General features: G+C 34.8%; 23 protein-coding genes. 16 read left to right on the forward strand and 7 right to left on the reverse strand.

The window, feature by feature from the left end:
- Positions 1-3: 3 nt before the first annotated feature.
- The 14 genes from BUB80_RS12235 to BUB80_RS12300 all read left to right on the forward strand — a co-directional run bounded on the left by BUB80_RS12235 (position 4) and on the right by BUB80_RS12300 (position 15,744).
- Positions 4-498 carry an NADH-quinone oxidoreductase subunit C gene (locus BUB80_RS12235; RefSeq protein WP_073293208.1) on the forward strand — a complete coding sequence of 165 codons (495 nt, stop codon included), beginning with the start codon at positions 4-6 and terminating at the stop codon, positions 496-498.
- A 74-nt stretch (positions 499-572) separates the two neighbouring features.
- On the forward strand, positions 573-1,796 hold the full coding sequence (gene nuoD, locus BUB80_RS12240; RefSeq protein ID WP_073293210.1) for an NADH dehydrogenase (quinone) subunit D: 1,224 nt from the start codon (positions 573-575) through the stop codon (positions 1,794-1,796).
- A gap of 131 nt (positions 1,797-1,927) precedes the next feature.
- Positions 1,928-2,437 (forward strand): NADH-quinone oxidoreductase subunit NuoE family protein, encoded by a 510-nt coding sequence (locus BUB80_RS12245; protein ID WP_073293212.1) that lies wholly within the window; start codon positions 1,928-1,930, stop codon positions 2,435-2,437.
- Between the two features lie 87 nt (positions 2,438-2,524).
- Positions 2,525-3,883, forward strand: a complete 1,359-nt coding sequence (gene nuoF / locus BUB80_RS12250) for an NADH-quinone oxidoreductase subunit NuoF (RefSeq protein WP_073293214.1) — start codon at positions 2,525-2,527, stop codon at positions 3,881-3,883.
- A gap of 5 nt (positions 3,884-3,888) precedes the next feature.
- On the forward strand, positions 3,889-4,824 hold the full coding sequence (locus BUB80_RS12255; RefSeq protein ID WP_139262673.1) for a hypothetical protein: 936 nt from the start codon (positions 3,889-3,891) through the stop codon (positions 4,822-4,824).
- A 43-nt stretch (positions 4,825-4,867) separates the two neighbouring features.
- The gene (locus BUB80_RS12260; protein ID WP_073293216.1) at positions 4,868-5,866 is read left to right on the forward strand and encodes an NADH-quinone oxidoreductase subunit G; all 999 of its coding nucleotides are present in this window, start codon (positions 4,868-4,870) and stop codon (positions 5,864-5,866) included.
- 87 nt (positions 5,867-5,953) lie between these two features.
- Entirely contained in the window at positions 5,954-7,015 is a 1,062-nt protein-coding gene (nuoH, locus tag BUB80_RS12265) for an NADH-quinone oxidoreductase subunit NuoH (protein ID WP_073293218.1), read from the forward strand.
- Between the two features lie 62 nt (positions 7,016-7,077).
- Positions 7,078-7,635, forward strand: coding sequence for a NuoI/complex I 23 kDa subunit family protein (locus tag BUB80_RS12270; RefSeq protein WP_054512963.1), 558 nt, complete (start codon positions 7,078-7,080; stop codon positions 7,633-7,635).
- Complete coding sequence (locus tag BUB80_RS12275; protein WP_054512964.1) at positions 7,635-8,132, forward strand: NADH-quinone oxidoreductase subunit J family protein; 498 nt, start codon at positions 7,635-7,637, stop codon at positions 8,130-8,132. The genes BUB80_RS12270 and BUB80_RS12275 overlap by 1 nt, the downstream gene beginning before the upstream one ends.
- Positions 8,133-8,136: 4 nt before the next feature.
- On the forward strand, positions 8,137-8,466 hold the full coding sequence (nuoK, locus tag BUB80_RS12280; protein WP_054512965.1) for an NADH-quinone oxidoreductase subunit NuoK: 330 nt from the start codon (positions 8,137-8,139) through the stop codon (positions 8,464-8,466).
- A 2-nt stretch (positions 8,467-8,468) separates the two neighbouring features.
- Positions 8,469-10,382: an NADH-quinone oxidoreductase subunit L gene (nuoL, locus tag BUB80_RS12285; protein ID WP_073293220.1), complete on the forward strand. Its 1,914-nt coding sequence runs from the start codon at positions 8,469-8,471 to the stop codon at positions 10,380-10,382.
- A 2-nt stretch (positions 10,383-10,384) separates the two neighbouring features.
- Entirely contained in the window at positions 10,385-11,878 is a 1,494-nt protein-coding gene (locus tag BUB80_RS12290; RefSeq protein WP_073293222.1) for a complex I subunit 4 family protein, read from the forward strand.
- A gap of 99 nt (positions 11,879-11,977) precedes the next feature.
- The gene (locus tag BUB80_RS12295) at positions 11,978-13,357 is read left to right on the forward strand and encodes an NADH-quinone oxidoreductase subunit N (RefSeq protein WP_073293224.1); all 1,380 of its coding nucleotides are present in this window, start codon (positions 11,978-11,980) and stop codon (positions 13,355-13,357) included.
- 77 nt (positions 13,358-13,434) lie between these two features.
- Positions 13,435-15,744, forward strand: coding sequence for a GAF domain-containing protein (locus BUB80_RS12300; RefSeq protein ID WP_083547150.1), 2,310 nt, complete (start codon positions 13,435-13,437; stop codon positions 15,742-15,744).
- On the opposite strand, the gene BUB80_RS12305 is transcribed toward BUB80_RS12300, so the two are convergent.
- A complete protein-coding gene (locus tag BUB80_RS12305) occupies positions 15,741-16,664 on the reverse strand; it encodes a bestrophin family protein (protein ID WP_073293226.1) in 924 nt (307 codons plus the stop codon). The genes BUB80_RS12300 and BUB80_RS12305 overlap by 4 nt on opposite strands.
- 21 nt (positions 16,665-16,685) lie before the next feature.
- The gene (locus BUB80_RS12310; RefSeq protein ID WP_073293228.1) at positions 16,686-17,882 is read right to left on the reverse strand and encodes a Pycsar system effector family protein; all 1,197 of its coding nucleotides are present in this window, start codon (positions 17,880-17,882) and stop codon (positions 16,686-16,688) included.
- 26 nt (positions 17,883-17,908) lie between these two features.
- Between BUB80_RS12310 and BUB80_RS12315 the strand changes: the two genes are divergently transcribed.
- Positions 17,909-21,622: a metallophosphoesterase gene (locus BUB80_RS12315; RefSeq protein WP_073293230.1), complete on the forward strand. Its 3,714-nt coding sequence runs from the start codon at positions 17,909-17,911 to the stop codon at positions 21,620-21,622.
- A 296-nt stretch (positions 21,623-21,918) separates the two neighbouring features.
- Entirely contained in the window at positions 21,919-22,638 is a 720-nt protein-coding gene (locus tag BUB80_RS12320; RefSeq protein ID WP_073293232.1) for a hypothetical protein, read from the forward strand.
- A 317-nt stretch (positions 22,639-22,955) separates the two neighbouring features.
- On the opposite strand, the gene BUB80_RS12325 is transcribed toward BUB80_RS12320, so the two are convergent.
- The 5 genes from BUB80_RS12325 to ruvX form a co-directional block, all read right to left on the reverse strand.
- Positions 22,956-23,828: an SdiA-regulated/phytase-like domain-containing protein gene (locus BUB80_RS12325; RefSeq protein WP_083547152.1), complete on the reverse strand. Its 873-nt coding sequence runs from the start codon at positions 23,826-23,828 to the stop codon at positions 22,956-22,958.
- Between the two features lie 5 nt (positions 23,829-23,833).
- The gene (mazG, locus tag BUB80_RS12330; RefSeq protein ID WP_073293236.1) at positions 23,834-24,607 is read right to left on the reverse strand and encodes a nucleoside triphosphate pyrophosphohydrolase; all 774 of its coding nucleotides are present in this window, start codon (positions 24,605-24,607) and stop codon (positions 23,834-23,836) included.
- Between the two features lie 325 nt (positions 24,608-24,932).
- On the reverse strand, positions 24,933-25,493 hold the full coding sequence (locus BUB80_RS12335; RefSeq protein WP_073293238.1) for a DUF5606 family protein: 561 nt from the start codon (positions 25,491-25,493) through the stop codon (positions 24,933-24,935).
- A 74-nt stretch (positions 25,494-25,567) separates the two neighbouring features.
- Positions 25,568-26,140: a peptide deformylase gene (gene def, locus BUB80_RS12340; RefSeq protein ID WP_073293240.1), complete on the reverse strand. Its 573-nt coding sequence runs from the start codon at positions 26,138-26,140 to the stop codon at positions 25,568-25,570.
- Entirely contained in the window at positions 26,137-26,553 is a 417-nt protein-coding gene (ruvX, locus tag BUB80_RS12345; protein WP_073293242.1) for a Holliday junction resolvase RuvX, read from the reverse strand. The genes def and ruvX overlap by 4 nt, the downstream gene beginning before the upstream one ends.
- Positions 26,554-26,593: the final 40 nt, after the last annotated feature.

Below are 26,593 nucleotides of genomic sequence, written 5' to 3' on the forward strand. Positions count from 1 at the left end.
GAAATGACGAACGAATTTGTATTAGAAGCAATCACAAGAGAATTTCCGGAATCTGTAATCTCAAGTTCAGAACCTTACGGAATGCTAACGGTTGAAGTGAAGAAAGAGGATATCAAAAAGATCATTCACTATCTTAAAGATTCATCGTTGGAGTTTAATTTCCTTACAGATATTTGTGGAATCCATTACCCAGAATTTCCGGAGAAAGAAATAGGTGTTGTATATCATTTACATAATATGATGGCCAATTTCAGAATCCGTTTGAAGATTTTTATGTCCAGAGAAAATATCGAAGTTGATTCTCTTGTAGAATTATACGCCGGAGCTAACTGGATGGAAAGAGAAACTTTTGATTTCTACGGAATTAAATTTAAAGGACACCCTGATCTTAGAGCTATTTTAAATATGGAAGATCTTGGATACCACCCAATGTTGAAAGAGTATCGTCTTGAAGATGGCACAAGAACAGACAAGAACGATAGCATGTTCGGAAGATAAAAATAATGCAATAAGCAATAAGCAATAAGCAGCAAGCTTAAAGCCTAACGCCTAGCGCCTAAAGCATTTATATTATGAAAGATAACTCATTATCTAATATACTAAACCAGTACGACAGTAAGGAGCAAATTGATGGTCAATTATACACCCTTAATTTAGGACCTACTCACCCTGCTACTCACGGGATTTTCCAGAATATCTTAACGATGGACGGAGAAAGAATCCTTCACGCAGAGCAGACCGTGGGATATATCCACAGAGCATTTGAAAAGATTTCTGAAAAAAGAAATTATTCTCAGATCACTACCCTTACCGACCGTATGAATTACTGCTCTGCACCAATCAACAATTTAGGTTGGCATATGACAGTTGAGAAGCTAATTGGAGTTGAAGTTCCTAAGCGTGTAGATTACATGCGTGTAATTTTGATGGAATTAGCAAGAATCGGTGATCACCTTATTTGTAATGGGGTAACCGGAATGGATGCAGGAGCAATTACAGGTCTTACCTATATGTTTATCGAAAGAGAACGTATTTATGATATGTATGAGCAGATTTGTGGAGCAAGAATGACAACCAATATGGGAAGAATCGGAGGTTTTGAAAGAGATTTCACTCCAAAATTCCATGAGTTACTGAAAGATTTCTTAAAAACTTTCCCTGCAAGATTTGCAGAATTCGGTCAATTATTAGAAAGAAACCGAATCTTTATGGACAGAACCATCGGAGCAGGAGCAATTTCTGCAGAAAGAGCATTAAGCTATGGTTTTACAGGCCCAAATTTACGTGCAGCAGGTGTAGATTATGATGTAAGAGTTGCACAACCTTATTCTTCTTACGAAGATTTCGACTTTATTATTCCAGTAGGAACTTCTGGTGACACATACGACCGTTTCATGGTTCGTCAACAGGAAATCTGGGAATCCCTTAAAATAATCAATCAAGCATACGATAACCTTCCTGAAGGACCATTCCACGCGGATGTTCCTGATTTCTATTTACCGGAAAAAGCTGATGTTTACAGCAAAATGGAAGCATTAATTTACCATTTCAAAATCGTAATGGGAGAAACTGATGTTCCTAAAGGTGAAGTTTATCACCCTGTAGAAGGTGGAAACGGAGAATTAGGTTTCTATCTAGTGAGTGATGGTGGAAGAAGTCCTTACAGACTACACTTCAGAAGACCATGTTTTATCTACTACCAAGCCTATCCTGAGATGATTACAGGATCTGTAATCTCTGATGCGATTGTGACAATGTGTAGTATGAATATTATTGCGGGAGAATTAGACGCATAATTGAAATTATAAATTTTAGATTATAAATTAATCTAAAATAAGTGTTCAAGATAAATTATAAAAAATGATAAGATTTTTAGACTATGATTTTTCATCTAAAATCTAGAATCTAAAATCTAAAATCTTTAAATATGAGCGAAACAATAGCTTTTAAACCGGAAAGTTTAGCACAGGTACATAAAATTATGACGAGATATCCTGAAGGTAGACAAAAATCTGCTCTTCTTCCTGTTCTACACATAGCACAGAAAGAATTCGGAGGATGGTTAGACGTTCCTGTGATGGATTATGTTGCTGAATTATTAAGTATCAAGCCAATTGAAGTATATGAAGTAGCTACTTTTTATACCATGTTCAATATGAAACCGGTTGGTAAATATGTCTTGGAAGTTTGCAGAACCGGACCTTGTATGGTTTGCGGAAGCGAAAAAATCCTAGACCATATCAGAACTAAACTGAACATTAAGGATGGAGAAACTACTGAAGACGGTATGTTTACCCTAAAACCGGCTGAATGTCTTGGGGCTTGTGGATATGCGCCAATGTTGCAGTTAGGAAAATTCTTTCATGAAAATTTAACAATAGAGAAAGTTGACGAAATCCTAGATCTTTGTAGAGAAGGACAAGTTGATTTGGGCTAAATAAATTTTAAATTAATTAAAAAAGGCGCAAAGCTATCACACCGAGCTTGTTGAAGTGTAAAAGCCATTCGCTAAAAGCATATAAAAATGAGTAAAAAACTTTTACTTAAGGACGCACACATAGAAGGTATTCGCTACTTTGAAACTTACCGTAAACAGGGAGGTTATACAGCAGCTGAAAAAGCCTTGAAAATGACACCTGAGGAAATCTTGGAAGAAGTAAAAACTTCCGGACTTCGTGGACGTGGTGGAGCAGGATTCCCAACAGGAATGAAGTGGAGCTTTTTGGCAAAACCGGAAGGCGTACCAAGACACTTGGTAGTAAATGCTGATGAATCTGAACCGGGAACGTTCAAAGACAGATATTTGATGGAATATCTTCCTCATTTATTGATCGAAGGAATGTTGATTTCATCTTTTGTTTTAGGTTCAAATGTTTCTTATATCTACATCCGTGGAGAATATTCTTGGATTCCTGATATTTTAGAAGAAGCCATTGAAGAAGCTAAAGCTGCAGGATTTTTAGGTAAAAACATCTTAGGAACTGGTTTCGATTGTGAAATTTATGTTCAAAGAGGTGGTGGAGCTTATATCTGTGGTGAAGAAACAGCATTGCTTGAATCTCTTGAAGGTAAAAGAGGAAACCCAAGACTAAAACCACCATTCCCTGCTGTAAAAGGACTTTGGGAAAGACCAACGGTTGTAAATAACGTTGAATCTATTGCGGCAATTGTTCCTATCATTGATATTACAGGAGCTGAATACGCTAAAATTGGAGTTGGAAGATCTACAGGTACAAAATTAATTTCTGCTTGTGGAAATATTAATAAGCCAGGAGTTTATGAAATCGATATGACCATTACGGTTGAAGAATTCATTTACTCTGATGAATATTGTGGTGGTATTGCCAACGGTAAAAAGCTAAAAGCTTGTATTCCGGGAGGTAGTTCAGTGCCAATTGTTCCGGCTAATCTATTATTAAGAACCGTAAACGGAGAACCAAGATACATGAACTACGAGTCATTAGCTGATGGTGGATTTGCTACCGGAACAATGATGGGTTCAGGAGGTTTCATTGTTTTAGATGAAGACCAGTGTATCGTAGAACATACCATGACGTTGGCGAGATTTTATCACCATGAAAGTTGTGGACAATGTACACCTTGCCGTGAAGGAACGGGGTGGATGCATAAAATTTTAAAGAAAATTGAGAAAGGAGAAGGAAAAATGGAGGATATTGATCTACTTTGGGATATCCAGAGAAAAATCGAAGGAAATACCATTTGTCCTCTAGGTGATGCAGCAGCTTGGCCTGTTGCAGCAGCAATTCGTCACTTTAGAGACGAGTTTGAATGGCACGTGAAAAATCCGGAATTGTCTCAGACACAAAATTACGGGCTGGCAAATTATGCAGATCCAATTCCTGCTGTTGAAAAAAATGCTTAGTTAAAATGAAGAAGTTATTAGTTGTTGGTTTAATGATGTCGAATTTTGTTTTTGGACAAAGAGCTAAAAATGACACTTTACCTAGAGAAATGTCTTTTGAAGAAGCTGTAAAAGATATTGCTACAGGTACACCTAAAAAGATTAAGGTAGAAGCTACTCCTTATAAAGCTGAAAAGAAAGAAAAACCTTTACCATTAAGCAAGAAAGGTCAAATGTTTGTTTTCTTTGGATGGAACAGATCTGCTTATAGTAATTCTGATATCCATTTTACAGGTAACGGTTATGATTTTCAGTTGAATAATGTATCTGCTCAGGACAGACCTACAAAATTTGGAATAGTATATGTAAATCCGGCGTGGTTTACAGTAGTACAGTATAATTTCAGAGCCGGTTACTTTATTAAAGATAACTTAGCTCTTGTTTTAGGGATAGATCATATGAAATATGTGATGGATCAGAAGCAGACTGTAGATTTCAAAGGTCACATTTCAGACCCTAAATATGCAGGAATGGTACAGAACGGACAGGTGAATTTAGCAGATGAACAGTTTCTTACCTTTGAACATACAGATGGATTAAATTATGAAAATTTAGGTCTTGAGAAATACCAAAACCTAATTCATAAGAAAAATATAGATTTAGTATGGTCTTACGGAGCAGGAATCGGAGTAATGTTTCCTAAAAGCAATGTAAAACTTTTTGGAAATGAAAGAAGTGACCGTTTTCACGTTGCAGGTATGGGAACCGATATCAGATCCAGTCTTAACTTAGTTTTCTGGAAAAACTGGATGCTAAGACTAGAAGGAAAAGCAGGATATATTAATATGTGGGATATTAAAACCACATTAAATAATAAACCTGACAAGGCTAGACAAGACTTTGTTTTCGGACAGATTCTTGCGGGAGTCGGATATACATTTAACACGAAGAAGTATAATTAAAATATAGCTTAACGCCTTAAAAGCATAAGCGAAAGCATAGAATATGAGCGAAGAGGTTAAAAAATTCACAATAACTATAGACGGACAGACTACTGAAGTCTTGCCTGGTACTTCTATTCTGGAAGCAGCAAGACAAATCGGTGGAAAATCTGTACCTCCTGCAATGTGCTATTACAGCAAATTGGAAACCAGTGGAGGAAGATGTAGAACTTGCTTAGTAGAAGTTTCGAAAGGATCAGAAGCAGATCCCCGTCCTATGCCAAAATTAGTTGCAAGTTGTAGAACTAACGTAATGGATGGTATGGAAGTTAAAAATCTTTCTTCTGAAAAAGCTCAGGAAGGAAGAAAGGCGGTTACCGAATTTTTATTAGTAAATCACCCACTAGACTGTCCTGTTTGTGATCAGGCTGGTGAATGTCATCTTCAGGATCTTGGGTATGAGCACGGAAATCTTCAGACAAGAACTGAGTTTGAAAGAAATACATACGAAGCAGATGATCTTGGTCCGAACATTAAGTTGAATATGAACCGTTGTATTCTTTGCGCAAGATGCGTATTGACAGCAAATCAACTAACAGATTCAAGAGAGCACGGAATTCTTTTCAGAGGAGATCACGCAGAAATTTCTACCTATTTAAATAAAGCTTTAGATAATGACTACATCGGAAATATTATCGATGTTTGTCCTGTTGGAGCATTAACAGACAGAACTTCCCGTTTTGCAAGCAGAGTTTGGTTCACAAAACCAATGAATGCTACTTGTAAATGTGGTAAATGTTCAGGAAAAGCTGTTGTTTGGATGAAAGGTGACGAAATTGTAAGAGTTACTGCCAGAAAAGATCAGTGGGGAGAAGTTGAAGAATTCATCTGTGATACATGTCGTTTCGAAAGAAAAGAACTTTCAGATTGGAATATTGAAGGTCCTAGACATATCGACAGACATTCTGTTATTTCATTGAATCACTATGAAAAGCCTAAGGATGAGCTAAGAGTTTTAGACAATCCAATGGCTAAGGAAATCAGTGAAAAAGACGAAAAATAATTTTAATCTTTAAGACATGAGATTTCAGACATTAGACAACAGATTTAAAATCTGACATCTGACATCTAGTATCTAAATAAATAAAAAATGGATTTACTTACATTTAAACTTATACTTGTACTTGCGCTTTTCTTGTTATCATTAACGATAGCAGCCTACTCTACTTGGGCAGAAAGAAAAGTTGCTTCTATTATGCAAGACAGAATTGGTCCCAACAGAGCCGGACCTTTCGGATTACTACAGCCTCTTGCAGATGGTGGAAAGTTTTTCTTTAAAGAAGATTTTACGCCTGCCAATGCAGAGAGATTCCTATTTGTATTAGGACCGGCTTTGGTAATGTTTATTTCATTAATCACAGGAGCGGTTATTCCTTGGGGTAAAAGTTTAAATATTGGAGGTACTTCTTTTGATCTACAGGTTGCTAACATTGATGTTGGTGTACTGTTTATCATCGGAATGGCTTCTATTGGCGTTTATGGAATCATGATCGGAGGTTGGGCTTCGAATAACAAATATTCATTATTAGGTGCCATCCGTGCTTCGTCTCAGATGATTTCTTATGAATTGGCAATGGGACTTGCTTTACTTTCTATCATTATGATGACAGGAAGTTTAGATCTAAAAGTAATTACTGAAAGCCAAACTACAGGAAAACTTTGGGGATTGTTTCACATTGATGGTATGAACTGGAATATTTTCTACCAACCAATTGCCTTCCTAGTATTCTTCGTAGCTGCTTTGGCAGAAACCAACAGACACCCTTTCGATTTACCGGAATGTGAATCTGAATTGGTAACAGGATATTCTACAGAATACTCATCAATGAAATTAGGATTATACATGTTCGGTGAATATGTGAATATGTTTATTTCAAATGCTTTCATGGTAGTTCTTTTCTTCGGAGGGTATAACTATCCTGGAATTGAATGGGTAACTCAACACTGGGGTGAGAACACTGCAGGAATCTTGAGTGTTGTAGCATTTTTATCTAAAACAGTGATCGGAATCTTGATCTTTATGTGGATCAGATGGACGCTTCCTAGATTTAGATATGACCAATTAATGCACCTAGGTTGGAAAACATTAATTCCAATGGCATTGGTGAACTTAATTATTACAGGTGCTGTAATTTTAGCATTTGCAAACTAAGAAATAGATAAGAATATATTTTTAACGCTGAATAAAAATTCGGCCTAAAAAAAATAAAATAAATGAAACTTACTAACAGATCAAAAGTTGTTTCTAACAAAGAAATGACCCTTGCTGAGAAAATCTACCTCCCGGCGATTTTCAAAGGTATGGGGATTACATTTAAGCATGCTGTAAGAACCGTTATGAAAGGTGCTCCTGCAGTTTATTCGTATCCTGAAGTACAGAAGCCGAGAACTACTATCTGGAGAGGTCAGCACGTTTTGAAAAGAGACGAGGAAGGCAGAGAAAGATGTACAGCTTGTGGACTTTGTGCGGTTGCATGCCCTGCAGAAGCAATTACAATGACTGCTGCTGAAAGAACTAAAGAAGAAAAAGGCCTTTACAGAGAAGAGAAATATGCCTCAGTATATGAAATCAATATGCTAAGATGTATTTTCTGCGGTATGTGTGAAGAAGCTTGTCCGAAATCTGCAATCTATCTTACAGACAGATTGGTAGACGTGGAAACCAACAGAGGTTCTTTCATCTACGGAAAGGAAAAGTTAGTCGAAAAAATAAATGAAAGGATTGATATCACTACAAGACAATCCGAGAAACAAAAAAATGCGGTAAAATAATGGATCAGTTTTTATTTTTCTTGGTGGCGTTTTTAGCAGTGGCTAGTGCAGTGTATTTTGTATTTGCAAGAAATCCTTTATATGCTATTTTGTCATTAATTGTCACGATGTTTTCCATTGCAGGAATGTACATTCTTTTGAATGCACAGTTCTTAGCAATTATTCAGATTATAGTATATGCCGGAGCAATCATGGTATTATTCCTTTATATACTGATGATGCTTAACCTTAATAAAGAAGACGAAAGTAAGAAGAGCAATACTTTAAAATTTATTGGTGTTTTTACAGCAGGTCTTTTATTAATTGGAGTTTTAGGCGTATTTAGAGGAGTACAAGACAAACACATTGTTGCAGATAATGTAGACAAAGGGGTTGGTCTTACTAAAAATCTGGGTAGACTTTTGTTTAACGAATATGTTTTGCCGTTTGAGCTTGCCTCGATTCTTATTTTAGCAGGTATTGTAGGTGCGGTATTAATCGGTAAAAAAGATTTATAAAATTATGGGAGAAGTAAATACATTTATACAAAGCGTCCCTCTAGATTATTTCATAATTCTTTCTTCAGTATTGTTCTGTTTGGGAGTATTGGGAGTTTTGTTGAGAAAAAACGCTATTGTTATTTTGGGTTGTGTTGAGCTTATGCTGAATTCTACAAACCTTTTATTAGCTGCATTTTCAGCCTACAAAGGGAATGGCGACGGACAACTTTTAGTTTTCTTCATTATGGTGGTGGCTGCTGCGGAAGTAGCAGTAGGTTTGGCAATTATTGCTATGCTATATAGAAATACCCGTTCTGTGGATGTAAGTATATTTAATAAATTAAGAGGATAAGAATGGAAAATTTAGTGTATGCAATAGTACTTTTACCACTTTTAGGTTTTCTTATTAACGGTTTATTCGGGAAAAATCTTCCAAAGATAGTTGTTGGAAGCTTGGCTACGATTGCTGTTTTCGGATCTTTCTGTATCGCAGTAAGCCTTTTCATGAATTTCGATTCTGAAAGTCAGCCTGTGATTGTAAAAGCTTTTGAATGGTTTAGAGTAAATGGAATTCAGATCAATTTTGGTTTCCAGATTGATCAATTATCATTAATGATGATTATGGTCATCACAGGAATCGGATCTTTGATTCACCTGTACTCTATCGGATATATGAGTCATGATAAAGGTTTCTATAAGTTTTTTACTTATTTAAATCTATTTATCTTCTCAATGTTATTATTAGTAATGGGAAGCAACTACCTGATCTTATTCATCGGATGGGAAGGTGTAGGATTGTGTTCTTATTTATTGATTGGGTTCTGGTATACCAACGAAGAATATGGTAAAGCAGCAAGAAAAGCTTTCATCATGAACAGAATTGGTGACTTAGCATTATTGATCGGTATCTTTATGATTGCTGCTCAAACCAATGCGGTAGATTACCTTACAGTAGCTCAAAACGCTGGGAAATTTGAATTAGACGGAACTGTAATTATCTTTATTACGGCGAGTTTATTTATCGGTGCAACTGGTAAATCGGCTCAGGTTCCTTTATATACTTGGTTACCGGATGCGATGGCAGGACCAACTCCTGTATCAGCATTGATTCACGCAGCCACGATGGTTACGGCAGGTATTTATTTAGTAGTAAGATCAAACTTCTTATTTACATTAGCGCCAACTGTTCAGGACGGAATCTTATTAATAGGATTCTTAACCGCTGCTTTAGCCGGTTTCTATGCTCTTCGTCAAAACGATATCAAAAAAGTATTGGCTTATTCTACAGTTTCACAACTTGGATTCATGTTCATCGCTTTAGGATTAGGAGCGTATACAACAGCAATGTTCCACGTAATGACGCACGCTTTCTTCAAAGCATTGTTATTCTTAGGAGCAGGTTCTGTAATTCACGCCATGAGCAACGAACAGGATATGCGTTTCATGGGAGGTCTTAAAAAGTACATTCCTATTACGCACGCTACATTCCTTATCGGAACATTGGCAATTTCAGGATTCCCTTTATTATCGGGGATGATTTCTAAAGACGAAATTTTAGTGGCTGCTTATGCTAAAAACCCTATTTACTGGGTAATGTTATTCATTTTAGCGGCAATCACTGCAACGTATATGTTCAGACTGTATTATTTGACTTTCCACGGAGAGTTCAGAGGTACAGAAGATCAGAAACACCATTTACACGAAAGCCCGACAAGTATGACATTACCATTGATCGTCTTGGCTATTCTTTCTGTATTGGGTGGATTAATTAACCTTCCTCACTTTATCGGACATGGTCATTATGCTAAACTAATGGAATGGCTGAAACCTGTTCTTACCGAGGAAAGTTTCAAACAAATGGAATCAACACTTTCAGGAGTTCCTTTTAATACTGAAATGATCCTTCTTGGAGCAACGGTATTAATGTTCTTCGCTGTTTGGTTTATTGTGAAAAATACTTATGTAAATAAGAAGAAAATGGCTCTTGCTGAAGAGAACTACACCGGATGGGAAAAGCTTTCTGCTAAAAAACTATATGTAGACGAACTTTACAATGCATTAATTGTAAAAACTGTTGAAGGATTAGGACGTGGAGGAAAGATGTTTGATAAGGGAATACTAGATCGTTTCGTTGACTTTGTGGGCGAAGGCGCTGAAGACAGCGGTAGATCTATGAAACGTATCCAAAACGGAAACGTTGAGACATATATACTTATCATGTCTTTAGCTGTGGGAATTATACTGATTGTTAACTTTATACTACAATAATAATGTCTTGTTTATTATTAACATTATTGCTTTTACCTCTAGTAGGATCGGGACTGGTTTTTGCCTGGAAAGATAAATCCAGCAAATATTTAGCACTAGGAATTGCATTGGTTCAAATGCTTATTACGTTTTACATCGCTGCGGATTTCGATTTTAATCCTACCGTAGACAGTGTATTACAGCACGAGATCAATTATCCTTGGTCACAATTTATTAAAAGCTCTCTTCATTTCGGGATTGACGGGATGAGCTTGCTGCTTTTATTATTGACCAACATCTTAACGCCGATCATCATTTTATCTTCGTTTAATGAAAATGTGAGTTACAAAAACTCTTTCTATGGTTTGATCTTGCTTATGCAATTCGGATTGGTAGGAGTTTTCACCTCTTTGGATGGTTTACTGTTCTACATTTTCTGGGAAGTAACTTTGATCCCAATTTGGTTTATTGCCGGACTTTGGGGACAGGAAAATAAAAGATTAGAATTCACTACGAAATTCTTTGTCTATACATTCGTTGGATCTTTATTCATGTTAGTAGGATTGATTTATGTTTACAATCATTCTGCATCATTTGCATTAACAGATCTATACAATGCTTCACTTAACGAAACTCAACAGACTGTGGTCTTCTGGTTTATTTTCTTTGCTTTTGCAGTGAAATTACCGGTATTCCCTTTCCATACTTGGCAGCCTGATACCTATACCTACTCTCCTACTCAAGGATCGATGTTGTTATCTGGTATTATGCTAAAGATGGCAGTATATGGAGTTCTTCGTTACTTATTACCAATTACTCCAATTCCAATTGCAGGAATTTCAGGACAAATTGTAATCATTCTTGCGATTGTAGGAATTGTTCACGGAGCATTAATTGCAATCATCCAGACGGATATGAAGAGAATCATTGCATACTCATCTTTCTCTCACGTTGGATTAATGGTAGCGGGTATCTTTGCTTCTGCAGTAGTTACTTTAAGAGGATCATTCAACATTGAAGGTGCTGAAGGAGCTTTAGTACAAACTTTTGCTCACGGTATTAACGTGGTAGGTTTATTCTACTGTTGTGATATTTTATATAAGAGATTTAAATCAAGAGACATCAGACAAATGGGAGGTTTAGCGAAAGTGGCGCCGAAGTTTGCTGTATTATTCTTGATCATTGTATTAGGTTCAATGGGAGTTCCATTAACCAACGGATTCATCGGAGAATTTATCTTGTTGAAATCTGTATATGATTTTAACGGATTAGCAGCAGTAATCGCTGGTCTTACGGTAATTCTTTGTGCTGTTTACTTATTGAGATTCTACGGAAAAGCAATGTTCGGAGAAGGAAATGATGCCGTATTAAGCACAGCAAAAGATTTATCTGCAGTAGAGTTTTCTGTATTGGCAAGTATCGCAGTTTTTGTGATCTTACTGGGTATTTTCCCTCAACCGGTAATTACAATGGTAAGTAGCTCAGTGAAGTTTATCTACACAGCTATGGCTAATTAAGAAATTAAAAGATTTAAAAATTAAAAAATTAAGAGAGAGTATGAAATTTAGAAGCTATTTTTATTCTAATGCTCAGTTCTCAAATCTCAAATCTATATTATGAGTGTTTTAATTATTGTTTTCCTAACGGCAATTGTTGCGTTATTTTCAGGAGTTTTCGAACAAGGAAAATTCGCAAGATACATTGGGATTTTTGGATTAATCATCGCATTGTATGTAAGCTTCATGCCAGAACTTGCTTTTTTCGAAAAGTACAGACACATGTATGACTATACTGCAAATACTGCCTTATTTACAAAAATATCAATTGTAACTACTTTATTATTATTCTTTTTGGGAGGTTTTGCATTCAGCAATCACAGAAGCCACCAGTCAGAATTATATGCATTAATGTTGTTTGCATTATGTGGAGGGATCGTACTTTTCGGTTTCCAAAACTTAGTAACATTATTCTTAGGAGTAGAAATTCTTTCCATTCCTTTATATGTAATGGCGGGTGCCAACAAAACTGATCTAAGATCAAACGAAGCTTCTATTAAATATTTCCTAATGGGTGCATTTGCAACAGGATTCCTCTTGTTTGGTATTGCGTTTATTTATGGAAGTACAGGAACTTTCGATTTATATAAAATTCATGATTTCGGAACACAGAATCCCAAAAATGTAATGTTCATTCTGGGCGTTCTGTTGATGCTTTGTGCCATGGCATTTAAAGTGGCATTAGCACCTTTCCACATGTGGAGTCCTGATGTTTATTCAGGTTCACCATCATTGATTACAGCTTTCATGGCAAGTGTTGTGAAAATCTCAGGATTCTATGCGTTATTCAGATTGATGACGATTGGCTTCGCAGGCGTTACTCATGACTGGATCAATGTATTTGGAGTATTCTTAATCATCACCTTATTCTTAGCCAACGCAATGGGTCTTGCACAGACTAATGCGAAGAGAATGTTGGCGTATTCATCAGTCTCTCACGCAGGATACATCGGTTTGGTTTTCTTCGGAATGACGAACCTTTCTACATATAACTTAGCATTCTATTTATTTGCTTATTCGTTATCTACAGTAGGAGTATTTATGTGCTTGATCTGGGTAGAAAAATTAAAGAGAGAAACTTCTTTCGGAGCATTCAAAGGATTGGCTAAATCTGAGCCTTTATTGGCAACGGTTGCAGCGATTTCATTACTATCAATGGCTGGAGTTCCTTTAACAGCAGGTTTCATGGGTAAATTTGCTTTATTCTCTCAAGCAATGAACGGTGCCGCTTTCTTAGTATTGGTAGCTGTTTTAGGTTCTGCAATTTCAATTGCTTTTTACCTAAGATTAATTATTGCGATGTTCTTCTATAAAGAAACAACTTTCAAGACATCAGAAAAAGTAACCCTTACGTATAATATTGTTGCCGTTGTTATTATTGCTTCAATCATTATGTTAGGAGTTGCTCCAGATTTATTTGCAAAACAGTTTGGGTTGTAAGAGTCAACCACATAAAAATATAAAAGCACAACCTTAAAGTTGTGCTTTTTTTATAACTTTACTTGAAATTTCGGTTTTTGGCAAATTTCTATAAAAAAGACGCTCCCTTTCAGGTTTACATGTCATTCAAAAAGTATTTGGATGTGCTGGAACATATCCGTTATAACGACCGTTTGGAGTATCGCGTCAATTATGCCGAATCATTAATTGATAAAACTAAAAATTTCAAAGAGCTTAAAGATGGCTTTCAGGATGTCTCATTACTAGACAAACATGAAGACCTCATCAAGCTTTTAATGGCCGACCTTTTTCCAACAGGTTTAACCAATAATGAAATAAAAGCAGCAAGTATTCCGCTTTCTAATATTACATTTAATTATACCGAAAGGTTTAAAGATATTCTAAAAGATGCTGGAAAAGACTTTGAGATAGAGCTTCGAAACATTGATGATGATGAGTTCTATGTATTCTGCTGCTGCCTTATTTTACAGAGTTATTTCAAAAGAGATATAAAAAGCACCCTACCCTTTTATTATGATATCCCGAATAAACAGGGAATCATGAAGCATTATAAAATCACAGTAAACTCAGATTTTATTGAAATTTATCCTGCGGAAAACACAATAATTCCGTCTGATGAAGTTCTACATATGCTGTTGGAAAACATAGATGACTTCAAGCTTTGGAAAAGATACTTTCCACCACAATCTTGGATTCTTAAAGGCTTTACCATTATTTCTCTTGTTGATTGCACTTCAGAGGTGGCGCTGTCTGATCTAAAATCAAGCATGATACAGATTGATCCCGAAAACCTGAATCCTGATGAAAACCTAACGGAAATTTTCAAATCTTATTTTGATGTTCCTGAGCTTAATTTTGGATTAATGCTTTTTAACAAAAAAGATCAAAAGCTTGAAAAACTTCCCATCTACGAAAACGTTTTCACCCATCATATTTTAGATTTCTGGATCAATGCTTTTGATGAAGAAACCAGAAAAAATACATTTGATAATTTAAATCACAATTCCAAAGCAATTGTTGTTTCCAATGTGGATAACTTGGATGAAGAAGTTAAAAACATTCCTTCTTTCAGTATTTTAAAAGATAACAACATCAATAGTTTCATGGTAATTCCTATCATGAGAGACAGCGAATTACTCGCTATTATGGAGTTTACTTCATCTCAGGCAAATAGTTTCAACGGATTAAAATTAAAAAAGCTGGAGTTCTTCACAGACATGATTCTTTTTTCAATCAACAGATTCAGTTTTGAAAAAAATTATCAGATTGAAGCCATAATCCAGCGAGAATATACTTCCATACACGACAGCGTAGTCTGGAAATTCAGAAATGAAGCTGAAAAATATTTCAATGCCTCAATGGCAAAAAAAATATATACTTTAAAGCAAATTTCATTTAAAACACTGACGCCGCTTTTTGGTTTCTCCGACATTCGTTCGTCTTCGGAAAAACGTTTTAATTTAATGCTGGAAGATTTGAATCAGCAGATGGATTGTCTTCACGACATCTTTGTATCCATTAATTCAGATTCAGAAAAATATTTGCTGGCCTTAGATGTTTTTGAGAATGAATTAAACAATGAAATAAAAGCAGATACCGAACAACGTCTTCAAAGACTATTGAGAGATGAAATTCATCCTTATCTACAAGGTAAATTAGAAATACAGTCTACCGAAGAACTTAAAACCAAGATCAAGGATTATTTTACCCAGGTTTTCATTCAAAATGATTTATTCTATGCCAACAGAAAGAGTTTAGATGATTCTATCACGTTGGTCAATAGAAAACTGGCAGATATATTAGATGAAAGTCAGGTACAGGCACAGCAAATTTTTCCTCATTATTATGAAAGATTTAAGTCAGATGGAATAGAGCATAATTTATTCACAGGACAAAATATTGCTCCAGATCTTACGTATTCATCAAAGATTGTTAATCAGCTAAGATATTGGCAATTAAAAACAGTCTGTAAAATGGAACAGGAGTTTCAGAGTTTCAAAAAAGGGTTACCAATCTCTTTAGATATTGCTTCTCTTATTTTTGTTTATAACGAAAAAATAGACATCCGTTTCCGAATGGATGAAAAACGTTTTGATGTAGATGGAGCCTATAATTCGTATTATGAGATCATTAAAAAACGTCTGGATAAAGCCCACATAAAAGATTCAACGGAAAGAATAACCTGTCCCGGAAAAATCACTATTGTTTATTTCGGAATGGAAAATCAAAAAGAATACCTTGATTATATTTCCAAGCTTCAGAAAAAAGGGATTCTTCAGCCTGACGTAGAATTTTTAAAAGTAGAAGATTTGCAGGGAATCACAGGATTATTAGCTTTAAGAGTTTCTTTTACGCAGGAAGATTAATCCACAAAATAAGAATCCGGTTTCTTCAATTCACCTTGCGGAATATTTGCCTGTTCGAAAATAGAGAACTCAATGGTTCTGCAAATACTGTTCAACGCAAGATCATTTTCTTCTTCCCCAAAAGGCTCTCCTATTTCCTGAATAATAGCATCTAAAGCAATGAAGGTATAACTGATTAATAAAACGATCAAAGGCATCATCCAACCCAGGCTGTCGACTAATCCAAACGGTAACCAAAAACAATACAGATAAACCGTTCTGTGTAGTAAAACACTGTATGCAAAAGGTAAAGGCGTGTTGTAAATTCTCTCGCAACCACCGGAAATATTAGAAAACTGATTCAGTTGATGATCTAAAGAAGTCAAGACAATTGTATCTATATTCCCTTTTTTATTCTGTTCGCTCAGCCAATCTGCAATAGATCCCAAAATAATACTTGGTATGAATTTTTTACCTTCCAGCTCTTTCACTTGTTCAGGAGAAAGCAACCGCGAAAGATGCTCAGTTCCGGACTTATCTCTCAGCTGGTAATTTAGTGACCAACAAAACGCAGAAATCATTTTAACAATTTTTCGCTTTTCTTCTTTTGCTTCTGAAGAAGAACCGTTGATTAATGAAAATATCTGTCTTGTCAGAGATCTGGTTTCAATCACCAATAATCCCCAAAGCTTTCTTCCTTCCCAATAACGGTCATAGCTTGCCGAATTGCAGAAACCCATAAAAATAGCTAATGCAAGGCCAATCAGTGTAAAAATTGTAGGATTAAGGTGAACTTTATAATCGTATATTTTTCCTTTAAAAAGATAGACCGCCAAAGAGAACAACGTAATAAGAACAAGCTGAACAATAATTTTCTTCAACACAGATCCTCTCCATATAAACAACATTTTCAGCCAATTTGTACGCTGTCTTACAATCATTTCTTTTAGATTAAATTAAAATTATAACGAAAGAAAAGCATAGGCAAAAGATAAAACAGAAAGAATAATCCCTACCATAAAAATCTGATATGTAATGGATAAAAGTTTATACTTTCTCTCCAAAACTTTCCCCAAATAATACAAATCTTTCACCATAGAATCGTAAATATAACCTCTATCTTTGATCAAATCTTTCATCGCATCGTGGTAATCATCAAACAGCATTTGTTGAAAATTTCCAAAAAACAAAAGATTTACTTTTCTATCTGCGATATCCTGCTTGGTAAATTGAGTCTTAGTAACATTAGGCTTTGTGGATAGGATGGCAAAAATAATTGTTAAAACACTAGATAACAACAACACAAAACTAGGAATAATAAGGTGTGCATTTTTTGGAGCATCCAGCTTCGGAACCAAAACAGAAAGACAAACCGAAATGATAATAGCATTTACTGAAAGTAAAATATTCGCTTTACTGTCTGCAATATCACTTAGTCTGGTATGGTTGTTCAATGTAATTCTGAACAGCGTATCTACACTTCTGTCTGATTTTGCTTCTTTAGGCTCTTTGGGCTCTTTGGACTCCTTCGGTTCTTTCTTACTTTCAGAACTCTCTTTCTTCTCCTCCTCTTTTTCTAGCTTTTTCTCTATCTTTTTGATATTTTTCTTTTTGAGCGGCTCCCAGTTTTCTTTGGCATAATCCGTATAAAACTGATGCTTATTTTTAAGCATCTCAAGGTTTCCGGCATTCCATTCGTCATTAGAGAAACATCTTACATTGGTAAGCTCCCACTCTTTTCTCAGAGCATCCGAAATATCATTATAATCATAGCTCGCAAAATGACTGCAATCTGCATCTTTTGCTATTTTCTCTAAAAGATTCTGGGGTTGGTACGTAATTTTAGTCGCTAAAATAAGTTTCGAAACATCTTCGATATAGCTTTCAGGATAATTTTCTTTTAATAGAAATTCCTTCAGAATCTCAACACCTTTCTCTTCATGATTCTGCGGACTTACAATGTAGCCCGTATCATGAAACCAAAGTGCCAACAACACTTTTTCCTGATCCTCGCTCGAGACAGGCGTGTTTTTCATAATTTCCTCTGCCTTATTTACCGTATAGGTGGTATGAATAAAATTATGGTAAGAATATACTGAAGATAACTTATCTTTGAATAAGATTTCAACATAATCTTTGGCTTTGTGTAAAATGCTCATTCCTGAATTTTTGTTAATGTAAATTTATGAATTTATCCTTTAAAACTCATCTAAAAAAAATTTCAATTCTCTTTAGAATATTATTGTTCGCCGGACTCGTATATTCCTGCGCAACCTATAACGTAAAAAAAGGTAAAAACTTATTTGAAGTTAAAAATTCTGATATCAAATCTCAAAACGACTTTAAAATATTCTTAGTTGGTGATGCCGGAAATGCAGATGAAATTCAGGCACAACAAACCTTACATCTTCTTAAGAGCAAGCTTGACTCTGCTGATGAGAATTCGATGCTACTCTTCCTCGGAGACAACATCTATCCATCAGGAATGCCAAAAGAATCAGACAAAGAATATCCTTTGGCAAAGCAAAAGCTGGAAAACCAACTTAATATTACAAAAAATTTCAAAGGAAAAACAGTCGTTATCCCCGGCAATCACGATTGGTATCATGGCTTGGACGGATTAAAAGCTCAGGAAGCTTTTATCAAGAAATACCTGAACGATAAAAAGTCTTTTTTACCAAAAAATGCGTGTCCTATTGATGATATAAGCCTTACAAAAGATATTAAGCTTATTATCATTGATTCGGAATGGGCCTTAATCAATTGGGACAAATATCCTGGAATCAATAAAAACTGCAGTATCAAAACCCGTGAAGATTTTTTTGATGAATTTAAAGATTTAATTAATAAAAATCAGGACAAAAGAATCATCGTTGCACTACACCACCCTATCATCAGCAGCGGAACACATGCAGGATATAATTCTGCAAAGTCTCATCTTTATCCTTTAAAAAGTAAAATTCCGGCTCCAGGTATAGCAAGCATTATTAACATTGTAAGAAGTTCTTCCGGAGCAAGTATGGAGGATATCAACAATAGTCATTATGCAGATTTAGCCAACAGATTAAAAAGTATTGTTCAGGATAAAAACAATATTATTTTTGTTTCGGGGCACGACCATAACTTGCAATATCACGAAGAAAGAAACATCAGACAAATCATCAGCGGTGCAGGATCTAAAACTGACCCTTCCACCATTGCTGAACAAACCGATTTTTCTTACGGAGGAAATGGTTTCGCTATTTTAAATATCAGAAAAGATCAAAGTTCAGATGTTGAATTCTTTTCAACTAAAGATAATAAACTTAAAAACCTGGCGCATGTTTCAGTAATTTCAACACCTGATACGTTTGTTAATAATTATCCTAATTCTTTTCCCAAAACAATATCCTCTACTGTTTATCCTAAAAAATTAACAGAGAAAAGAAGATTTTATACATGGCTTTGGGGCGAGCATTACAGGAAATACTACGGAATGTCTATTGAAGCTCCAACGGCTAATCTTTCCGAATTGGATGGTGGATATAAACCTTTCAGAGAAGGGGGTGGAAACCAATCGAACAGTTTGCGACTGAGAGCAAAAGACGGACAGGAGTTTGTAATGAGAGGAGTTAAAAAAAGTGCCGTTCGTTTTCTGAATAATATGGCCTTCAAAAAAAGTACTTTCGGAAATGAATTAAACAATACTTTTCCTGATAAATTCTTATTAGATTTTTACACAACCAATCATCCTTTCACTCCGTTTTCAGTAGGAAATATGGCTGACAAGCTTAACATTTTCCACAGCAATCCGAGATTGTTCTACATTCCTAAACAACAAGCGTTGAGAGAATATAATCTCCATTATGGTGATGAAATGTACATGATTGAAGAACGTTTTTCTTCAGATCCCAAAACATTACAATCACTGGATAATGCAAGGGATATTCTCTCAACAGATGATGTGTTAAAAAATTTCACCAAAAACTATAAATATTCTGTAGACCAAGAATCTTACATCAGAGCAAGAATTTTTGATATGTTAATTGGCGATTGGGACAGACATTCTGACCAATGGAAATGGGCGGAATATAAAGATGGAGACAAGGTAGTCTATAAACCCATCCCGAGAGACAGAGATCAGGCATTCAGTAAATATGATGGTGTTGCATTTAAATTTATTATGAATGTTCCTGCTATCCGTCACATGAAAACGTTTAAAGATGACATTAAGAATGTAAAATGGATCAATATGGAACCTTATCCATTAGACCTAATTTTCTTAAAGGGTTCTACCGAAACAGACTGGATTGCACAGGCTAAATACATTCAGGAACATTTAACAGATAAAGATATTGATGAAGCTTTTGATAATCTACCCAAAGAGGTAAAAGATGAAACGATTGCAGACATTCAACGAAAATTAAAATCTAGAAGAACAAAACTACAAGATTACGCAACGAGATATTACGACGTCTTACAGGAGAAAGTTCCATTAGCAGGAACCGTTAATCCTGATAAATTTGTGATTACAAAAAATGGACATTCTGTTAATGTAAAACAATATAAAATAGGCAAAAAAGACGAATCTTCCGAGTTGGTATTTGAGAAAAACTATGATGATGCTAAGACAAAAGAACTTTGGATCTATGGGTTGGAAGATGACGACATTTATGAAGTTTCAGGAACTGGAAGACCCAAAATAAATATTAGACTGATAGGAGGTTATAACCACGATGTCTATAATGTGGAAAATGGGAGCAAGGTGAAAATTTATGATTTTAAATCTCAAAAAAACACCTACAACGGCTCCGGAACGAAACATATTTCTGACGATTATGATATCAATACCTACAATTATAAACATCCGAAATATAATTTTGCAGCAGGTTATCCCAATGCCGATTTTAACCCTGATGATGGCGTAATCATTGGTTTCTTAGCCAATTATACCGTCAATAATTTCATCCGTGATCCTTACACCCAAAAACATAGTTTAAAAGCCAATTTCTATACTGCAACAGCAGGATTTAATCTTGCTTATAAAGGAATTTTCAAGAAAGCAATCTCCGGATGGGATTTAAATTTAGATGCTTCTTATTCTACTCCACGTTTTTCAGAAAACTTTTTTGGTTTGTCTAACGAGAGTGTGTATGATAAAGAAAATGTAGAAAGAGAATACAATAGAGCAAGAATCTCAAAATTCTTTTTTGCGCCCTCTATTTCACAGAAAAGTTGGATGAATCTGGAAAATAAATTCCAGCTTACTTTTGAAGATATTAAGGTACAAAGAAATGGTAACCGTTTTGTAGATCAGTCTCCAGACGTAAGACCAGAGGTTTTTAACAGTCAACAATTTACAGGATTAAACTATACTTTTAGTTTTAAGAATTTAGATAATAATGCATTCCCAACGTTAGGAATGGAATTCATTTTGAGCGCCGATTGGAAAAGTAATATTTCAAATTTTGATAAAAACTTTTTAACCTTCAAAGGAACCTTAACCATTGATCACAGACTTGATAAAAGAGGAAACTTTGTTTTAGCCAACTCTAGTAATGCAATGTTGATTAATAACAACAATTTCGAATTTTACCAAGCGGCAAGCATCGGTGGAAATAATGGAATGAGAGCATTTAGAAATGATAGATTCTCAGGAAGATCCTATTTTACCAATAACTCAGAAATCCGTTGGGACTTTGGTAGGGTGAGAAATAATATCGTTCCTGCTAACATCGGAGTATTAATTGGTTATGACATCGGAAGGGTTTGGAATGACAAAGAAAATTCTAACAAATGGCATCAATCTGCCGGCGTTGGTTTCTGGATGAGTATAGTAGAAATGTTCTCCGCAAGGCTAAACTATTTCTACGGATCTGATGGTGGTAGAATTTCAGGAGGTGTGGGAATGACGTTTTAAAAAATAATTTATCCTAAATACAACTAAAAAGCTTCATGAAAATGTTTTCGTGAAGCTTTTTCTATTTAAATAATCCTCAATAAAAACTTTTTACATTAAAAAAAAATAAATTTTTCCACTTTTATTTCATGAATTAGAGTGCATAAAATAAATATAACCAGCAAAGTAAACATATAATATCAACAATACATATAATACACAACCATAGCTTAATATGTTTAAAATTAATTAAAAATACAGATTATATAAAAAAAATTACATTTGCAGCCAGGAAGTTAAAATAAAAAACATATTTGATGAAAAAAAAGCTATTTTGTATGGCATTATTCGCTGTATCCATAATCTACCATGCGCAAGTGGGTGTACAAACACCAACTCCACAAAATACATTACATGTTAATGGGACGTTACAAGTTGTAAAAGATCTGAATGTAGGAGGTGATGCTAAAACGAAAGGAAACTCCGGAAACAAAGGAGAGTTTCTAATGTCCAACGGAGCAGGAAATACTCCCCTCTGGAGAAATATAGAATCTGAGAACTTTTTAAAGGTAATTTTCGTTGGTAACAAAACAGATATAAGTCCTAGCAGCGGAAGCTATACAGGTACTGGAACCAATCCTGTAAGCACTCATGAAAGTTATTCACAAACCTATATCTATAATGTGAGTAATAAAATTGATACAGGCTATCTCACCTACAATTCCAGTAACGGAATATTTACCGTTGTAAAGCCTGGGTTTTATAATATTGTACCATATATAACCTATGATCTAAGTTTAAATGGGAATGGATATACTGCAGGAACGGCCAACTCTTACATCCAAAAAGTTTCACCTTCTACCCTATCATTGGCGGCTATCTCAACAGGCCATGGAGAAAGAACACTCGGAATTAATCACAATTTATCTTCTATCTCTTTTTTTAATGCTGGAGAAACCTTTAGAATACGCTGTCGTTATACCCAAAGCTTCAGATTATCTAGCGGTAATATTCACATCTCTTATCTTACACCATAATTATTCAGCTTCATAAGAAGTATATATCCAATCCTCGCAAATTATCTTTGCGAGGATTTTATATTTAAAGCTTGTTTAAACTAAGTAAATAATTAAACCACAAAAGGGGCAAAAGCTATCTGTATATCTAACCATTGTTTATTTATTAGAAAGCAAAAGCCACTCAAAAGAATAATATTTCGACTCCGCTCAATATGCAAAGATTTTCAAAAACTTATGTGCTCTTATTAGCAGTTTAATAATTAACTTGAAATACTAAAGTGTTAATCTTTTGTTTCTCTTGTGGTTAAAATAAAAAATTCAAACAAGTTCTTAATTTAAAAGGAGAATCTATAGACGTTCCCTCCTGTTTTCTTATCTTTTTCATCAGCAATCAGCAATGTCTTATCATCAAGAAAAACAACCGATTCTTTTTGAGAATTATGATCTAAAGGTATTTTTTGAATTTTAGCTGAATTAAAATTATCTGCCGTAAATCCTGAAAGTACCCGAATATTTTTATGGTTTAACAATACAATTTTATCTTGTGTGCTGTTAATCGTTGCAGAAGTAATCGCCGCATCAGCATATTTGCCATCTAGCTTTAATCTGCCAATCAATTTTGCTTCAAAATCTCCTTCTTTATTAGGAACCTTAAAAACTAAGAAAGTCCCGTCAAAACCCTTACTCCTGTTTTTTGTAAAGAGATAAAAATTTCCTTTCATTTCTACGAAAGCTTCACAGTCATATAATAAATTTGATTTTTTCGGAGGAAATTCCGTCTGCCCTTCATAATGGAATTTTGTAGTCTGGATCGCTTTTGTTGTTTTCTGAGAAGCATCTTTTAAATCTAATTTCAAGATTGAAAGATTTTGCCTGTCATTATCATTATTTCCAAAATTTCCGATATAGATATTTCCTTGGGTATCTTTTATAATATCTTCCCAATCATCATTCTCTGCATTTTCAACAAGAACATCAGCTACCAAATCTCCTTGTGTATTTAGCCCATAAACGACATTCTTATTTCCTTTATCTTCTATCACCCAAATTGTTTTTTTATCTGGAGACAAGGTAATCCCTGAAACTTCTTTTAGTTTTTTATGCAAAGAAAATTCTACTTTCAACGTATCTTCTTTGGGTTGCTCAGTTTGATTTTTAGGATTACACCCTAAAAAAAGCAATGAAGTTATAGCACAAAATATATACATTTTCATCAGTTTTTATTTAATTTTTTAGCTTCCTCCCAAAGCACGTCCATTTCTTCCAAAGACAGATCTTCCAACTTTAGATTTTTTTCTAAAGCAATATTTTCCATTTTTTGAAATCTTGAAATAAACTTTAAATTGGTTCTTTCCAAAGCAGAATCCGGATTAATTCCTGAAATTCTCGCATAGTTAATTAATGAGAAAAATACATCTCCCAATTCCAGTTCTTTTTTATCAATATCCGTTTCTGCATGAAATTCGGCTAATTCTTCATCTACTTTTTTCCATGCGTCTTCAGCATCATGAAATTCAAAGCCAATACCTTTTACCTTATCCTGAATTCGATACGCTTTCACCATACTCGGAAGACTTTTCGGAACACCACCCAAAATAGATTTGTTGCCTTCTTTTAACTTTAATTTTTCCCAATTCTGTTTTACTTCTTCCTCATCTTTTACTTCTACATCTCCATAAATATGAGGATGGCGGAAGATCAATTTTTTATTTAAAGAATTGATGACATCAGCGATGTCAAAACTTTCTTTTTCAGAACCTATTTTTGAATAGAAAACAAGATGAAGCAACACATCACCCAATTCCTTTTTGATCTCCTGAAGATCACCCTGCAAAATGGCATCAGAAAGCTCGTATGTTTCTTCAAGGGTCAAATGACGAAGTGTTTCCAACGTTTGTTTCTGATCCCACGGACATTTTTCTCGCAGGTCATCCATGATATCTAATAATCTTCCGAAAGCTTCTAGTTTTTCTTGTTTGGTATTCATAGTTTGAAAATTCAAAGTATTACAAATTTAAGAGTAATTTTCATATTTCTCGACATAGGAAACTGTAACGTTAAGAAAATGAATTCTATGAACGTTAAGAAAATTCTACTGTTTGAAGCGCGAGACAAATTTATAATTGAATAACAAATATTGAATTCGCGCAAGTTTTAGAATTTTTAGAGAATAGACTTCATTTTTAGTGGAAGTTTCCAAGTCTTGAATTTTTCGTTCTTTTGTTTCAAGACAAAAGAACATTTTAAAATATAAAAAGCCTTGTCAAGGAAATCTCAACAAGGCTTTTATTTTTAACATTCAGAGGGATGAATTATCCCATCTTTCTGTGTGTACTTTTTGTAGCTGCTTTTGCACCAGATGAAGCTTTTGCTTTTGGAGCAGCAGGCTTATCAGCCTTTGGAGCTGCTTTTTTAGGAGCTTCTTTATCTGTTAAAGTTACTTCTCCTGTTGTAGGATCTAAAGTTTCAGGTTCAGCTTTTACAAAACTTTCAGGAGTAATGTATCCCGCTTTATGTAAAATATTGTACCATTGAGCCAATTTCTTGATATCAGAAGCATATACTCTTTCTGTATCGTAATTAGGAAGAGATGTACCCATGAATTCTTTCAACTCATCATCACTAGATTTATGAGAAATAGTTTCCTTATAATCTTGGTTTTTAGCAATATTTTCAAATACTTCAAACAAAGGAACTTCTTTATCAAACGTAAACATCGCGATATTGTCTAGCAAACTTACTTGGCTAGAGTTCCCAATGCTTACTTTCTTCTTTGAAGTAACATCTTCAATAATAAAACCGTTTCTTAATTGAGAAACTAATTTGTAAAGTCCTGGTTTTCCAGAGATTGAAATTATTTTTTCTAACAGCATAACTTTATTTTTTGTGAATGTAGCAATCGGCACGAGGCTTTTTGCTGTTTATTATTTTTTACTTATTCTTCAAACTATTTCGGAAATCTCATTTTATAGCTGATGCTTACATCACCTTGAGAAATCTTTGTTAATTTACCTTTTACCAGTTTCTTTTTCAAAGAACTTAAGTGGTCGGTAAACAGCGTTCCTTCAATATGGTCATATTCATGTTGAATTACGCGGGCTCTAATATCGGAAAAAGTTTCCGTATGCTTAACGAAATTTTCGTCATAATATTCGATAACGATTGTACTTTTTCTCTTAACATCCTCTCTTACATCAGGAATAGAAAGACAACCTTCATTAAATTTCCATTCTTCACCCGATTCTTCAAGAATTTTAGCGTTAATGAAAACTTTTTTGAAATCTTTCAATTCATCCTTAATATCCTCATAATCTTCATCTTCTGCTAATGGAGAAACGTCTATGATAAATACGCGGATATCCAGACCAATCTGCGGAGCAGCCAGACCAATTCCGTTAGCACTGTTCATGGTTTCGAACATGCTGTCTATCAATTCTTGTAAATCGGGATAATTCTTGTCTATATCTTTGCCTACTTTTCTCAAAACAGGATCCCCAAAGGCTCTTATCGGTAAAATCATCTTGTTCTTTGTTCTAAAAAATTTTGCAATATGATGGTTGCACTTACTTTATCTATTAATCCTTTTTCCTGTCTTTGTTTTTTGCTTTTCCCACTTTGAGAAATAAAAAACGAAGCCATCTTGGAAGTAAATCTTTCATCTAAACGATGAACGGGAACTTCTGAAAATTCTTTTTTAAATTCTTCTATGAATTTTAGAATATCAGTTTCCACCTCGGAAATATTTCCTTTCAAATCTGTGGGAAGCCCCACAACAATGTCATCTACTCTATTTTCATTGAAATATTTTTTCAAAAATTCCATTAAAGATTGAGTTGGTACCGTATCAAGACCACTCGCAATGATCTTCATATCATCTGTCGCTGCAATACCGCAGCGAGCCTTTCCATAGTCTATTGCAAGGATTTGTCCCATAGGTTTGCAAATTTAGTAAATTTTAATGATTTTATTCATG

Origin of the sequence: Chryseobacterium polytrichastri, from assembly GCF_900142445.1 — a bacterium.
In the GTDB taxonomy this organism is placed as follows: Bacteria; Bacteroidota; Bacteroidia; order Flavobacteriales; family Weeksellaceae; genus Chryseobacterium; species Chryseobacterium polytrichastri.